Here is a 13485-nt window from a genome sequence, read left to right as displayed (position 1 = left end):
GCGTTTCCGTGCTTGTATCCGAACAATCACGTTGTTCGCACGCCGACGGAACTGCGTCGCTCGACCCGTCTCTTCCCGTTCGACCGACGCCCCGTCGGCACGTTTACCACCCGACCGGGCGCAGGTGTTGCATGGACATTCGTGACATCGACGAGGTGGAGACGGTCGGCGTCGTCGGCGCGGGCACCATGGGCAACGGCATCGCGCAGGTGGCCGCGACGGCGGGATACGACGTGGTGATGCGCGACATCGAACGCGAGTACGTCGAACGGGGCTTTTCGAGCATCGAAGAGAGCCTCGACAGACTCGTCGGAAGCGACCGGTTGACCGACGGCGAGGCGGAGGCCGCGCGCGAGCGAATCTCCGGGACGACGGAGCTATCTGATCTCTCCGCGTGCGACGCCGTCGTCGAAGCCGCAGTCGAGAACATGGACGTAAAGCGGGATATCTTCGCCGACTTGGACGAACTCCTCGGCGAGGACGTGGTGCTCGCGACGAACACGAGCACGCTCTCGGTGACGACCATCGCCGCCGCCACGGACGCGCCCGAACGCGTCGTCGGCGTCCACTTCATGAACCCCGTCCCCGTCATGAAGGGCGTCGAGGTGGTCGTCGGCGAGAAGACGCCCGACCGAGTCGTCGAGTTCGCACACGAGTTCGCGGCCCGCCTCGACAAGGAGACGTGGGAGTCCGACGACAAACCCGGATTCGTCACGAACCGCATCCTGATGCCGTGGTTGAACGAGGGCATCCGCGCCTACGACGAGGGCGTCGCCTCCAAAGAGGACATAGACCGCGGGATGAAACTCGGGACGAACGCCCCGATGGGACCGCTGGAACTGGCGGACCACATCGGCCTCGACATCTGCCTCGACGCCTCACAGACGCTGTTCGAGGAACTCGGCGACCGGTACAAACCGGCCTATCTGCTCAAGCGAAAGGTCGCCGCCGGTGACCTCGGAAAAAAGAGCGGGAAGGGGTTCTACGAGTACGACTGACTCGCCGCGTCCCTACCACGTGCAGTACTCGCACCGGTCGCCGCTCAACTCCTCGGGGTCGGCCTCCCGTTCCTCCGCGGGGTCGATGACGCTCGACCGCTGACACCCCAAGATGTCGGTCCGATGCCAGTCGCCGTCCGCCGCGCGAACAACCATGAGTTCGGGTGCCATACTCGAATAGTCACTCTCTCGTCACGAAAAGCTATCGCCGAGACGCCGCGTCCGCGACTTACCTCCCGCCGCTAGCGGGCGAGGAGTGCCGCGACGACGAGAGACGCGAGGAGGAAGACGACGCCGAGGCCCGCGAGTGCGCCGGCTAACGCCCTCGCGGCGGGGACGACGTCGCCCGCGGCGACGTACGCGAGGAGGGCGGCGAACCCGAACAAGGCGGCGACGAAGACGCCGACGAAGAGCGCCGTCGTCGAATCGAGGTAGTCGTCTGCCGGCACGGCCCTCCCTTCGCCGCCCGGCCGGAAACCGTTGTCGAGATGATACGCTGAGTATCAGGACTGAACATCTGCGCGAACGCTTTATCGGGGGGAACTCCGTGGATGCTCGCATGATTACCGTCGAGAACCTCAGGAAGACTTACGAGGATTTCCCCGCCGTCGTCGGGAGTTCCTTCGAGGTCGACCGCGGCGAGATATTCGGCGTCGTCGGGCCGAACGGGGCGGGCAAGACGACGACGCTCAAGATGCTCGCCGGACTCATCGAACCGACCGGCGGCGAGGCGCGCGTCGGCGAGTTCGACGCCGGTGACCCCGAAATGCGGCGACATCTCGGCTTTCTCCCCGAGGAGTCGCCCCTCTACGAGGACATGACGCCGCGGTCGTATCTCCGATTTTTCGCCGACCTCTACGACGTGCCGCGCGAGGAGGCGACGCGCCGGACGGAGGAGACGTTCGACCGCCTCGAACTCGAACACAGAGAGCGTCGCCTCGGCGACATGTCGAAGGGGATGAAGCGGAAAGTCGCCATCGCTCGGTCGTTGGTCAACGACCCCGACCTCCTCGTCTACGACGAACCCGCGTCGGGACTCGACCCCCTGACGACGAACTACGTGTTGGAGTTCACCCGCGAACTCGCAGACCGGGGCAAGACGGTCGTCTTCAGCGCGCACAACCTCTACCACGTCGAGAGCATCTGCGACCGAGTCGTCATCATGAACCGCGGCGAGATAATCGCCCGCGGGACGGTCCCCGAGATTCGCGACGAACACGGAGAGACGACCTACCACGTCTTTACGACCGTCTCGGTTCCCGACTCCGACCCCGTCGGCGACGGGCGACACCGGCGCGTCGTAGGCGACATGGAGGCGGTCGAGTCCGTCCGCGCCGCCGCCGAATCCGCGGGCGGCGAGGTGGACGACATCCGGACGCGAGAGCCGAGTTTAGAGGAGATATTCTTGGACCTCGCCGGTCGGCCGACGACGGAGGAGGGGACGGACCGCGGCCGAACGCGGCGGCGGAACGCGCAGACCGACGGAGAGTCGGACGGTTCAGAGGCGGCCAACGGCGCGGACGACGCCGCGACGTACGGGGGACCGGCGAAGTGAAGCGCGACGTCCGGGACCACCTGCGCGCGGTCGTTCGAATCGCCCGCTGGGAGGTGAGTCGCTCGGCGGGCACCCTCGACCGCCGGACGGCCGTCCTCGCTTTGGTCGCTCTCTTGCTCGCGGGGTCCGTCGCGGGCGCGGGGGCACTGACCGGCGGCGTCGACGTCGACCGGGGAATCTACCGCGTCGGCGTCTCGCCGGAGAACCCCTACCACGCGGCGGTCGAGTCGAGTTCCGCCCTCGACCCCCGTCCGCCGGACGCGGCGGCGCTCGAATCGGGGGATATCGACCTCCTCGTCGTCGGCGACGCGTTCTACCCCGCCGACTCACAGAAAGGTCGCGCGGCGCTCTCGACGACCCGGTCTGTCGTCGAACGGTACAACGACGGCCTGATGCTCCGCGAGGAGAACCAGACTGCGGCGTTCCCCGTCGTCGTCAGCCTCCGGTATCTCGACCGGGGCAACCCGCTCACGTCCGACGACTCGGCCGACGGAGGCGCGAACGCGGGCGCGGGGACGACCGGAGACGCAGACGACGGGAGCGGCGACGCCGGCGGCGACGGCGCGGGAACGACCGGCGGCGACGGCGGCGGGTCCGCCGCGGGCGGGTCCGGCGGGGGCGACGGACGCCTCGGCGTCCCCGACGTGGGCGGCGCGAACCCGCTCTCCTCGGGGACGACGGGGTCGCCCGCGGCCATCCAGCCGCCCTTCCCCTTTGCGTCCCTCGTTCTCGCGTTCGCCTTCCTCGTGCCGATGAACTTCGTCGTGCAGGCGTACGGGAGCACGATGCTGAACGAGCGAATCAACCGCCGGGGCGAACTGCTGTTGGTCGCGCCCGTCTCGCCGGGCGACATCGTCGCGGGCAAGACGCTCCCGTACGTCGGCGTCGTGGTCGGAGTCACGTCGCTCGTCGCTCTCGCCGTCGGCGGCGGCCCGGTTTCGGTCGCGGCCGTCCTCCCCATCGGCCTGACGTTCCTCGCGGCGACGTTCGTCGGCGCGATGTTCGCTCGCTCGTTCAAGGAACTCACGTTCGTCACCGTCGCCGCGTCGGTGTTTCTCACCTCCTACGCGTTCGTACCCGCCATCTTCGCGAACGTGACGCCCATCGCGCTCATCTCGCCGCTCACGCTCGTCGTCCGCGACCTGCAACCGGCGGGCGCGGTCGGACTCGGCGAGTACGCCTTCTCGACCGGTCCGTTCTACCTCTGTTCGGGCGTGCTGTTCCTCCTCGGCGCGGGCGTCTACCGCGAGGAGGACATGTTCACCCAACGTTCCGTCCCCCTGAAGTTCTTAGACGCCCTCGACGCCCGCATCTCGCGGCCCCGCGACGTGGCCGTCCTCTCCGCGCTGTCGATTCCGTTCGTCTTCGTCGCCGAACTGCTCGCTATCGCCGTGCTGTTCGCGCTTCCCGTCGAGGCGACGGTGCCCGCTCTGTTGCTCCTCGTCGCCGTCGTAGAGGAGTTCGCAAAGAGCATCCACGTCTACGCCGCCTTCGAGAAGTCCCGATTCGAGCGGTCGGTCAGAACCGCGCTCCGACTCGGCGCGCTCTCGGGAGTCGGCTTTTTCGTCGGCGAGAAGTTCACCGCCGTCGCGCAGGTGGTCGGCCTCCCCGAACTCGCCCTCGGACAGGCTGCGCTCGCACCGTCGGGCATCGGCGTCCTCTCGGGCGTGGGGCTGTTTCTCGCGCCACTCGTCCTGCACGTCGTCACCGCGGGTCTGACCGCGGTCGGCGCGTCTCGCGACGGGCGGTGGTACGCCGCCTCGTTCGTCGTCGCAGTCGCCGTTCACGCGGGGTACAACATCACGGTGGTGAACGCCCTTGCGTGACGCCCGCGACCCCCGGCCGACCATCGCGAAGCGAGAACTCGGGTCGCTCCGAACGGAGAAGACCATCGTGTTGGCGCTCTGTCTGCAACTGTTCGTCGCGGCGTTCTCGTCGTTCCTCGTCGTCGGCCTCGTCTCGCTGTACGACCCCGGGGCGGTCGGCGACTTCGAGGTGGACGTGGCCGTCTCGGGCGACGCCACGTCCGACCTCGTTCGCGCGGCGTCGTCCGTCGGCGGCATCGACGCGAGACCGTATCGGGACGACGACGCCGCGATGCGGGCCTTCGACAGGGGTGACGTGGACGCCGTCCTCTCGGCGGAACGGTTGAACGGGCGGGTGTTCGTGACGGCGACGGCACCGGACTCGAACGTCGAGACCACCGTCGTCGTCGTTCAACTCCGGGACGCCCTCCGCCAGTTCGAGCGAACCGAACGCGGGGAGCGGTCGGCGTTCCTCGACGGTTCGACGCTTCCGCTCCCGCAGGAGACCCAATCGAGCCCGTACTACGGCTTCACCTACACGGTGCTCGTTCCGCTTCTCCTCTATCTCCCGGTTTTCATAAGCGGGTCCATCACGGTGGACTCGCTGACCGAGGAGATAGACCGCGGGACGCTCGAACTGCTCCGCGTCGCACCGCTGTCTCTGTCGGACGTCGTGGACGGAAAACTCCTCGCGGCGGCGTCTCTCGCGCCCGCCCAGTCGCTTCTCTGGATGTTCCTCCTCGGCGTCAACGGGACGCCCGTCTCGAATCCGCTGTGGCTCTTCGCGATGGTGGCCGCACTCGCGACGCTCGTCTGTTCGCTCGGGGCGGCCGTGGCGCTTCTCGCGCCCGAACGGCGCGCCGCGCAGTTCCTCTACTCTATCGGCGTGCTGTTGGTCTTCGGCGGCACCGCGCTGCTTCCGCACAACCCCGTGAACACGTCCGCCCGCCTCGCAATCGGGAGCCCGGACCCCCTTGCGCCCGCCGTCGTCGCGGCGTACGTCGTCCTCGGCGCGGGCGCGTATCTGGCCGTTCGCTACCTCGTCGGAGAGGTAGACCCGAACGAACTCTAATCGTCGGGCTCCAAACTCGTCCGCCTCACTCTCCGGCGAGGAACTCCCGCAGTTCGCTCCGGTACGCCTCCGGCCGGTCCTCCATCACCCAGTGGTTTGCGTCGTCCAACTCGACGAGTTCGGCCCCCACAGGAGAAGCGTCCGCGCGGCGACCGCTTCCGGGTCGATTTCGGTCGTGTGGTTGGTGTTCGTCGCGACGGCGTTCCGACTCGGGGAGACGACGCCCTCCTCGGACTCCCACGGCGCTTTCATCCCCTCGACGAACTCGTCGTCCGCGTCGTCGGTGAGCGTCCCGCGGAACAGTCCGTCTACCAGTTCCTGACCGTCCTCGACGCTCGTCTCCTTGGCGGTGCCGGGGAGTGCGAGGTCAATCACCGGTTCGGCGGGCCGCGAGTCGTAACACACCGCGTTCGAGAGGACGAGGTTCTCTACCGCGTCCGAACGGTTGACCGCGTACCGAAGTCCGACTCCGCCGCCAATGTCGTGTGCGACGAACGAGGCGGAATCGACGCCGAGTTGGTCGAGGAGACCAGCCACCATCTCCTCTTGGGCGCGGATGGAACGGTCGAAGCCGTCTCGCATGTCGGAGGTACCGTAGCCGACTAAGTCGGGGCGACGACGCGGTAGTCGTCTTCGAGAGCCGACGCCACGTCGCGCCACAGGAACGACGAGGTGGGTATCCCGTGGAGTAACACCCCCACCGGCCCCGACCCCTCGTCGTAGTACGACACCTGGAGGCGACGTCCGTCGACCGATACCGTCGTCGATTCCTGCGCCGCCGCCCACTCGTCGTACATAGCGTACCAAACGGGGGACCCGGTTCAATGGGCAATGCGGCCCCCGCGGAAACGGACGCTCCGAGCGGAGAATCCCGAAGTCGGAACGCACACAAGGCACGAGGACGGTGGTGCAGATATGGGACTCGGAGGAACGGCCAAGAAGCTACAGAAAGTAGCCGAGATGGCGGAGGACGTCTACGCGCGATTGAACGACCTGCGAGACCAGATACGCGAGATGCGCGAGACTGTCGGCGAGACGCAGGACCGAGTGGAGACGCTCGAAGCGGAATCCGCAGAACAGCGAGCCATCCTCGAAGCGATGGCCGAAAAGCAGGGTATCGACGTCGAGTCGGTGACGGCGACGGCGCACATCAGAGAGGCGGAGACGGACGACGCCGCCGAGGCGGACGCCGCGGACGAATCCGTCGAGGACTCGACCGACGCGGACGCCGCCGACACCGCAGTCGAGACGGACGACGCGTAACGCTCCTCGCGGTCAGGTTCGTCGTCCGCGACGCTCTCGGAACGCGACTGCCACCCGGTAGTTGGGTTCGCGTCTCTCGCGGACGGATGGTAACCTTCAGGTTCGGGGGCAACTTTTGCCACCGCATGACCACGGACAGCGAGCCGCTCTCCTCTGTGCTCGAGACCATCGGCCGGACGCCGTTGGTCCGCGTACACGCCTCCCCGGACGAGGTGCCCGTCTACGCCAAGGTGGAGTCGTTCAATCCGGGCGCGAGCGTCAAAGACCGCATCGGGAAGTACATGCTCGAACGGATGCTCGAAGACGGGACGCTCCCGGAGGGCGGAACCGTCGTCGAACCGACTGCCGGAAACACCGGCATCGGTATCGCCGTCGCCGCGGGCCAACTCGGCGTCGACGCGGTGTTCGTCGTCCCCGAACGCTTCAGCGTCGAGAAACAGCAACTGATGCGCGCGCTCGGGGCGACAGTCGTCAACACCCCGACGGAGGATGGGATGGGCGGGGCCATCCGACGCGCCCGCGACATCGCAGACGACATAGACGACGCCGTCGTCCCCCAGCAGTTCTCGAACCCGCTGAACGCGGAGGCGCACTACGAGACGACCGCACCGGAGATATACGAGGCGTTGGACGGCGACGTCGGCGCCGTCGTCGTCGGATGCGGAACCGCGGGGACGCTCATGGGCATCGCCCGCTACGCCCGCGAACGGGACGACGATACCCACGTCGTCGCCGTCGAACCCGAGGGGTCCGTGTACGCTCGCCTCGAAGGCGACGACGTCGAAGAGGCGGACTACAAGACCGAAGGCATCGGGACCCACGACGTCGCGACGAACGAACTGTTCGACGAGTCGCTGGTCGACGACATCGTCCAGATAGCCGACCGAGACGCGCACGCGGAGGTCCAACGACTCGCGAGCCAAGAGGGCCACCTCGTCGCCTCCTCGTCGGCCGCGGCGAGTCTCGCCGCCCGAGACGTGGCAGAGCGGATTCGAGACGGCGACGTCGACGCGCCGCACGACGCCGTCGTCACTATCTTCCCCGACTCCAGCGAACGTTACCTCTCGAAGGGTATCTACCGCGACTTCGAGTCGTGGGAGGGGTGAGCGCTCGTCGGCGTCGGCGTCGGGTCCGACCTCGGCGCTACAGCAGACGGCCGTGTTCGACCTTCATACACTTGTCCTGAACGACGGTCAGTCCGGCATCCTCCGCGCGCGCGGCCGCCTCGTCGTCTCGTATCCCCAGTTGGAGCCAGAGAGCGTCCGCGTCGCCGACCGACTCGTGGCGCGCCAGTACCTCGTCGACGATGTCCGAAACCTCCTCGCTCGGCCTGAACACGTCCACGACGTCCACGTCCGCGTCGTCGGGAACGTCGCCCAGCGAGTCGTACGCCGTCTCGCCGAGAATCTCGTCGGCGAAGGGGTTGACGGGTATCACCTCGTAGCCGCGTCGTTGCAGGTACGCGGGAATCTCGTGGGCGGCCTTCCCGGCGGTGGTCGAACAGCCGACGACTGCGATGGTCTCTGCGTCGAGTACGTCTCTCAGTCCGGCGTCGTCGGTGACGGGCATGAACGGACGGAGGGGCGGCGCGGACAAAAAATCGCGGGCGACCCGTCAGTCGGAGGCGAGGCGAATCTCGGGGTCGCCGTCCTCGCGGGTGGTGATGATGCCGTCGAACAACTGCTTTAGGGTGTTCATCGTCTGGTCGTCGTGGGCGGTCGAGTCGATGGCGAACAGACCGAGACCGTCGACGCTCTGGATGCGTCCGGTGAAGACGTGCAGGAAGCGAAACACCGTCTGTAAGTCGGCGTACATCAGGAGCGTCGAAAGCGAGTGGAGCATGACGCGGTTCTGCTCTATGTGTCGGTCCTGGTAGAACGCCTGCAGGAACTCCGAGAGCTTGATTCCGATGCCCGTCATGTCCACGGGAGAGGACGTGTACTTCACTCTGTCGTCGTCGCGGATGTCGCCGAGTCCCTGCTGGCGCGTCACGCAGTCGACCACCGCGACGGGCTTTCCCTCGTAGGAGACGCGCTTGTCGAAATCGGAGAGGACGCGCTTTGCGCCGTCCTTCGTGGTGACGATTATCGCCCCGTCGCCGTTCTCCGTCCCCTCCGCGAGGACGTCGAGTCCGAGCGATCGCTTTCCCGTCAGTGGCGGTCCGCTGAGCAGGATGTTCGTTCCCGGTTGGACCTCCGTATCGAGATCCGGGCCGAGGTCATACATCTGTGTCCCTCGGAACTGAGCCGTCAGCATGGAGATAGACGTTCGCGTGACGGATCGACTCGCCGGGAGTCATTAGGTAGTTGGATGATATAGTGAACCGATAATATTCTTTTTGATTCCATACACGGGCGCTCCGTCGGCGAGCGACGGGTCCGCGCGGAGCGTTCCGCCCGTCTGTTCGGCGTCGGGCGGTGGTCACCACGGTATCGCCCCGGACGCGGTGATTCGCCCCGCGACGAACGCCGCCGTCGCGAGGAACATCCCCTGCTTGAGTCGCGTCTGCCCGGCGCTCGGGTCGGAGAACGCTCGGAGCGCCCCCCAGAGCATCACGACGTCTGCCGGCAGGACGAGTGCGAGGTACGCCGCTCCGAACCCGCCGACGGCGTACGGAACGACGCTCGCCGCGACGGCCAACACCAACACGGCGACGCCGAGGGTCAGAGAGCGTCGCTCTCCGACGACTATCGGGAGCGTCCGGAGTCCCTCCTCTCTGTCCCCGGCCACGTCTTCGACGTCTTTCGCGACTTCGCGCGTGAACGTCGCCATCGCGGAGAGGCCGAAGAGGACGAGGACCGTCGTCTCGAACGTCCCGCCCACCGCGGCGGCACCGAACAGGAACGTAGACCCCGTCAGGTAGGCGACGACGGCGTTTCCTACTCCGGGGAGGCCCTTGAACAGTTCCGTGTACGCGAGCAACGCGACGAGGTTCACCACCGCGATGGCGATGGCCGTGACCGGCAGAACGAGCGTCGAGAGGACGGCGCCCGCGAAGAGAGCGACGCTGAAGACGAGCGCACCGCGCTCGCTCACCGCACCCCGCGGTATCGGTCGGTCCGGTCGGTTGATGCGGTCGATTTCGCGGTCGAAGTAGTCGTTCACCGCGTTTCCCGCCGCCGTCGCGAACGCTGTCGCGGCGACGGCGGCGACGATGGCGACGGGCGCGGCGAGTCCGTCCGCGACGAACGCGCCCGTGAACGTGAGGACGCCCGCGGCCGCGGCGTTTCCGGGACGAGTGAGTTCGAGCAGTCCGCGCGCCGTCTCCGACGGCGACGCCGACTCCGCGTCGCCGACGTTCGACTCTGACCCCGCGGCCGGTGACATATCTCTCACTCCCGATGCCGCGGAGATAAATGACGCGGAGTCGGACGGGTTCACACGGCGGCTCCGAATCCGTGGGTTTAAAACGAACCGTCCCTCTACGTTGTATCGAGGGCGCTTAGCTCAGTCTGGACAGAGTGCTTGGCTTCGGACCAAGTTGTCGTGGGTTCAAATCCTGCAGCGCCCATAGATTTTCGGTGAAATAACCGCAAGACTGCGGTGCGGTCATCGGTCGAACGACCGGGGTGGGGTGCTTTCGTTCGATAATCGAACTCTCATTGGCGGATGAACTCAGATCGCCCGCTAAGAATCACCTGTTGAATAGAGAGTAAAATATCGAACAGTAATTTTCCACGGACGGCTCTTCTGAAATATCTCTCCCGGCCGAACTCCGTCGCGGTATCTCCGAAAGAGTACGCTCATTTCAATTCGGCACGAACCTTCTCTGTATGCCGGACAACGTTCTCGTCGCCTTCGACGGCTCCCCGCTTTCAGAGCGCGCGCTCACATACGCTATCGAGACCTTCCCGGACGCACCCATCACCACGATGTACGTCATCAATCCGATCGACTCAGTTATGGACGTGGAGGCTGGCGGCTTACCAGTCGCCGATGACTGGTACGAGAATGCGAAAGAAGAAGCGACCCGAATCCACGCGACAGCCACGGACCTTGCGGCGGAACGGAATACCGAACTCGATACCGTCACGGAAATCGGCAAACCGGCGCGAACAATCCTCGAATACGTTGACGACCACGACGTCGATCAAATCGTCATGGGCAGCCACGGCCGCTCAGGAATCGACCGTGCACTTCTCGGAAGCGTTGCCAAGACAGTCACCCGCCGAGCACAGATTCCGGTGACGATCATTAGCTGAGTTGCTCGGACCAAAAGGACAGGAGGACGTCCCGGAGTTTCGACAATCCGCTCTCGTATGCGGTCAGACGAGGACACAGTGATAGACCGACAATGCAAAACCAACACATACGGTATGGAGAGACTGCGTGACCGTTACTGAATCGCCCCCGCTATCGACGTGTACAGTCCAGATCGAGAGACGAGGCGGTCGTGGCGAAGCTGGGGCGCGAGCACTCGAACGACATCTCCAAGACAAACCCGGCGTCCGCGACGTCGATGTCTCGTTCCGAACGGGGAGCGTTCGAATCACATACGACGAAAGCGCCACCTCCGAGGAAACGCTCAGACAGGCAGTCCGCGACCGTGACGTCTCGATCCAAGACGAGTCCGACACGGCACCCGATGAGGCAACCCCTCGCTCGGAACTCAGACGGGAGGCAGCGTTCGTCTGTCTGACACTACTTGGTATGGTGACCGGCCTGGCGACAGGGTGGCTCGACGGCCCGCCACTCCTCATGTGGGCCGGCTATGGCGTCGCGTACGTCTTCGGCGGCTGGTACGGGCTCAAAGGAGCGATCGAGACGCTCCGTCACCGCCGGGTCGATATCGACCTGCTGATGATCGTCGCTGCGCTCGGTGCGCTTTCGATTGGGGCCCCGTTCGAGGGCGCGATGCTCCTCTTCCTGTTCTCGCTGTCAAACACACTCCAACACTACGCGATCGGCCGCTCGCGCCGGGCAATCAAGTCACTCGTCGAGATGCGGCCGGACGAAGCGCAGGTTTTGCGTGACGGTGAGGAGGTCACGGTTCCCATCGACGGGGTCGCCGTCGGTGACGTGTTCGTCGTCCGTCCAGGCGACAAAATTCCACTCGACGGCGTGGTGACGTCCGGCGAGGGAACGGTCGATCAGGCCTCGCTCACCGGCGAGTCGGTTCCCGTGCCGAAGGAACCCGGCGACGAGGTGTTCGGCGGGACGATCAACGAGAGCGGAAGTCTCGAAATCGAAGTCACCAGACAGGCCCACGAATCGGCGATCAGCCGCCTCATCACCATGGTCGAAGAGGCCCAAAGCGAGAAGGCACCCACACAGCGGCTCATCGACCGCCTGGAACAACCGTACGTCCTCGGCGTGTTCGCGCTCACGATCGCGGCTATCGGGATACCGCTTGCACTCGGCAGCGAGTTCACGAGTACGTTCTACCGAGCGATGACGCTGATGGTCGCTGCCTCACCGTGTGCGGTCATTATCTCGACGCCCGCGGCGGTCCTCTCGGCTATCGCCTCCGGCGGCAGACAGGGCGTCCTGTTCAAGGGCGGCGAGCACGTCGAGACCGCGGCGAAAATCGATGCAGTCGCGTTCGACAAGACCGGCACACTCACACAGGGTGATACGCAGTTGACCGACGTGTTCGTCCGTGAGGGTGTGGACGACGGTGCAGTAACTGACGACGATTTGCTCTCACTCGCAGCTGCGGTGCAAGCCCGGTCGGAGCATCATCTCGCTCGCGCGACTGTGACGGCGGCAGAAGAGCAGTCGTTGAACGTGCCCAGCGCACAACGGTTTCAGTCAGTCGCCGGGAAGGGGGTCCAAGCTGATGTTGAAGACGGGAGCATCCACATCGGAAATCGAAGTTACTTCGAGACCGTGGTCGGAGACGCACCAATCGATGGTCTCGAACCAGGGTTAGACCGACTCAGAGAACTAGAGTCGGAGGGAAAAACGAGCGTCATAGTCGCCCGGGAGCACGATGTCGACATCACCGTCTTAGGATGGCTCGCATTCACCGACACGGTTCGACCGGGCGCTGCCGAGATGATCGACGACCTCCGCTCACTCGGGGTTGAGCACATCGTGATGCTGACAGGCGACAACGAGCGCGTCGCACAGCAAATCGCCGACGAGGTCGGCATCGACGAGGTCCAAGCTGAACTGCTGCCGGAGGAGAAAGTGGCGACCATCGAAGACCTGGTCGATCGCTACGAGAACGTGGCGATGGTCGGCGACGGCGTCAACGACGCGCCGGCGCTCGCCACAGCAACCCTCGGCGTGGCGATGGGCGGTGCGGGGACCGATGTCGCACTCGACACCGCCGACGTGGTGTTGATGGGTGACGACCTCAGCAAGATTCCGTACGTCCTAGGACTGGGGCGGAAGACCCGACGGACGCTCACGATCAACCTCGCTATCGCCTTCGGCGCGATTGCTCTCATGGTCGGCACAATCCTCCTCCGGGGAATCCCGCTCCCACTCGCGGTCGTCGGTCACGAAGGCTCGACGGTTCTCGTCTCGCTGAACGGCCTTCGATTGCTCGGCTATCGTGGGTGACCCGGTCCAGAGCTGCCAGAAATGCCGTTTTGAGCCGGCCGAATTCGGACGCCTCACGCCTGAAAGGTCGATTCGTTCGATAGTCGAACCAGAGCTTGCAGCGCCCACTTCTTCGGGTTGATTCGCGATTACGGCACTGCATAGCGCGGTTCGCAGATGAGGAAAGCCCCGGGAGAATTTCGGCCCGCGACGGGTCATCCCCGCGTCTCCTTTCGATTACGCTCGAAGGGGGTCAGAGCGCCTCGGACAGCGTCGTCCCCGGGAACGAGAGGCCGGAGACCG

Annotated in this window: 13 protein-coding genes, 1 tRNA gene and 1 pseudogene; 9 read left to right on the top strand and 6 right to left on the bottom strand. The window is 65.6% G+C overall.

What is annotated here, in order from left to right:
* Nucleotides 1-131: 131 nt before the first annotated feature.
* A complete protein-coding gene (locus BM167_RS07150; protein ID WP_394327233.1) occupies nucleotides 132-998 on the top strand; it encodes a 3-hydroxyacyl-CoA dehydrogenase family protein in 867 nt (288 codons plus the stop codon).
* 12 nt (nucleotides 999-1010) lie between these two features.
* Here the strand turns inward: BM167_RS07150 and BM167_RS18390 are convergent, their stop codons facing one another.
* Both BM167_RS18390 and BM167_RS07145 read right to left on the bottom strand, forming a co-directional pair.
* Nucleotides 1011-1169 (bottom strand): hypothetical protein, encoded by a 159-nt coding sequence (locus tag BM167_RS18390; protein WP_177213296.1) that lies wholly within the window; start codon nucleotides 1167-1169, stop codon nucleotides 1011-1013.
* Between the two features lie 71 nt (nucleotides 1170-1240).
* The gene (locus BM167_RS07145) at nucleotides 1241-1447 is read right to left on the bottom strand and encodes a hypothetical protein (protein ID WP_092890775.1); all 207 of its coding nucleotides are present in this window, start codon (nucleotides 1445-1447) and stop codon (nucleotides 1241-1243) included.
* 110 nt (nucleotides 1448-1557) lie between these two features.
* Here BM167_RS07145 and BM167_RS07140 point away from each other — a divergent pair, with 110 nt between their 5' ends.
* Genes BM167_RS07140 through BM167_RS07130 form a run of 3 tightly spaced genes read left to right on the top strand, consistent with a single transcriptional unit; the run spans nucleotide 1558 to nucleotide 5430 of the window.
* Nucleotides 1558-2553: an ABC transporter ATP-binding protein gene (locus BM167_RS07140; protein ID WP_092890772.1), complete on the top strand. Its 996-nt coding sequence runs from the start codon at nucleotides 1558-1560 to the stop codon at nucleotides 2551-2553.
* Entirely contained in the window at nucleotides 2550-4379 is a 1830-nt protein-coding gene (locus BM167_RS07135) for an ABC transporter permease family protein (RefSeq protein ID WP_092890769.1), read from the top strand. The genes BM167_RS07140 and BM167_RS07135 overlap by 4 nt, the downstream gene beginning before the upstream one ends.
* On the top strand, nucleotides 4372-5430 hold the full coding sequence (locus BM167_RS07130) for an ABC transporter permease (protein WP_092890767.1): 1059 nt from the start codon (nucleotides 4372-4374) through the stop codon (nucleotides 5428-5430). The genes BM167_RS07135 and BM167_RS07130 overlap by 8 nt, the downstream gene beginning before the upstream one ends.
* A 25-nt stretch (nucleotides 5431-5455) precedes the next feature.
* On the opposite strand, the pseudogene BM167_RS18945 reads toward BM167_RS07130, so the two are convergent.
* Nucleotides 5456-6227, bottom strand: a pseudogene (locus BM167_RS18945) (alpha/beta fold hydrolase).
* 118 nt (nucleotides 6228-6345) lie between these two features.
* On the opposite strand from BM167_RS18945, the gene BM167_RS07120 reads away from it, so the two are divergent.
* Both BM167_RS07120 and BM167_RS07115 read left to right on the top strand, forming a co-directional pair.
* Nucleotides 6346-6693: a DUF5798 family protein gene (locus tag BM167_RS07120; RefSeq protein WP_092890764.1), complete on the top strand. Its 348-nt coding sequence runs from the start codon at nucleotides 6346-6348 to the stop codon at nucleotides 6691-6693.
* Nucleotides 6694-6818: 125 nt separating this feature from the next.
* Nucleotides 6819-7799, top strand: a complete 981-nt coding sequence (locus BM167_RS07115; protein WP_092890761.1) for a PLP-dependent cysteine synthase family protein — start codon at nucleotides 6819-6821, stop codon at nucleotides 7797-7799.
* A 37-nt stretch (nucleotides 7800-7836) separates the two neighbouring features.
* On the opposite strand, the gene BM167_RS07110 is transcribed toward BM167_RS07115, so the two are convergent.
* The 3 genes from BM167_RS07110 to BM167_RS07100 all read right to left on the bottom strand — a co-directional run bounded on the left by BM167_RS07110 (nucleotide 7837) and on the right by BM167_RS07100 (nucleotide 10020).
* On the bottom strand, nucleotides 7837-8262 hold the full coding sequence (locus BM167_RS07110; RefSeq protein ID WP_092890758.1) for a CoA-binding protein: 426 nt from the start codon (nucleotides 8260-8262) through the stop codon (nucleotides 7837-7839).
* A gap of 45 nt (nucleotides 8263-8307) precedes the next feature.
* The gene (locus BM167_RS07105) at nucleotides 8308-8919 is read right to left on the bottom strand and encodes an RAD55 family ATPase (protein ID WP_092890755.1); all 612 of its coding nucleotides are present in this window, start codon (nucleotides 8917-8919) and stop codon (nucleotides 8308-8310) included.
* Nucleotides 8920-9114: 195 nt separating this feature from the next.
* A complete protein-coding gene (locus BM167_RS07100; RefSeq protein ID WP_092890752.1) occupies nucleotides 9115-10020 on the bottom strand; it encodes a geranylgeranylglycerol-phosphate geranylgeranyltransferase in 906 nt (301 codons plus the stop codon).
* Between the two features lie 109 nt (nucleotides 10021-10129).
* Here BM167_RS07100 and BM167_RS07095 point away from each other — a divergent pair.
* The 3 genes from BM167_RS07095 (at nucleotide 10130) to BM167_RS07085 (ending at nucleotide 13203) form a co-directional block, all read left to right on the top strand.
* A tRNA-Arg gene (locus tag BM167_RS07095) sits at nucleotides 10130-10204 on the top strand.
* Nucleotides 10205-10466: 262 nt separating this feature from the next.
* On the top strand, nucleotides 10467-10895 hold the full coding sequence (locus tag BM167_RS07090) for a universal stress protein (protein ID WP_092890749.1): 429 nt from the start codon (nucleotides 10467-10469) through the stop codon (nucleotides 10893-10895).
* 127 nt (nucleotides 10896-11022) lie between these two features.
* Nucleotides 11023-13203, top strand: a complete 2181-nt coding sequence (locus BM167_RS07085; protein ID WP_092890746.1) for a heavy metal translocating P-type ATPase — start codon at nucleotides 11023-11025, stop codon at nucleotides 13201-13203.
* The last annotated feature ends 282 nt before the right edge of the window (nucleotides 13204-13485 follow it).

Origin of the sequence: Halopelagius inordinatus (assembly GCF_900113245.1) — an archaeon.
Lineage (GTDB): Archaea > Halobacteriota > Halobacteria > Halobacteriales > Haloferacaceae > Halopelagius > Halopelagius inordinatus.
This window is presented reverse-complemented; position numbering and strand designations above follow the sequence as displayed.

What these genes read in the sequence shown, in the direction of transcription:
- BM167_RS07150 (WP_394327233.1), top strand. Translation starts at nt 132, where the DNA reads ATGGACATTCGTGACATCGACGAGGTGGAGACGGTCGGCGTCGTCGGC.
- BM167_RS18390 (WP_177213296.1), bottom strand. Translation starts at nt 1,169, where the DNA reads ATGGCACCCGAACTCATGGTTGTTCGCGCGGCGGACGGCGACTGGCAT.
- BM167_RS07140 (WP_092890772.1), top strand. Translation starts at nt 1,558, where the DNA reads ATGATTACCGTCGAGAACCTCAGGAAGACTTACGAGGATTTCCCCGCC.
- BM167_RS07120 (WP_092890764.1), top strand. Translation starts at nt 6,346, where the DNA reads ATGGGACTCGGAGGAACGGCCAAGAAGCTACAGAAAGTAGCCGAGATG.
- BM167_RS07115 (WP_092890761.1), top strand. Translation starts at nt 6,819, where the DNA reads ATGACCACGGACAGCGAGCCGCTCTCCTCTGTGCTCGAGACCATCGGC.
- BM167_RS07110 (WP_092890758.1), bottom strand. Translation starts at nt 8,262, where the DNA reads ATGCCCGTCACCGACGACGCCGGACTGAGAGACGTACTCGACGCAGAG.
- BM167_RS07105 (WP_092890755.1), bottom strand. Translation starts at nt 8,919, where the DNA reads ATGTATGACCTCGGCCCGGATCTCGATACGGAGGTCCAACCGGGAACG.
- BM167_RS07100 (WP_092890752.1), bottom strand. Translation starts at nt 10,020, where the DNA reads ATGTCACCGGCCGCGGGGTCAGAGTCGAACGTCGGCGACGCGGAGTCG.
- BM167_RS07090 (WP_092890749.1), top strand. Translation starts at nt 10,467, where the DNA reads ATGCCGGACAACGTTCTCGTCGCCTTCGACGGCTCCCCGCTTTCAGAG.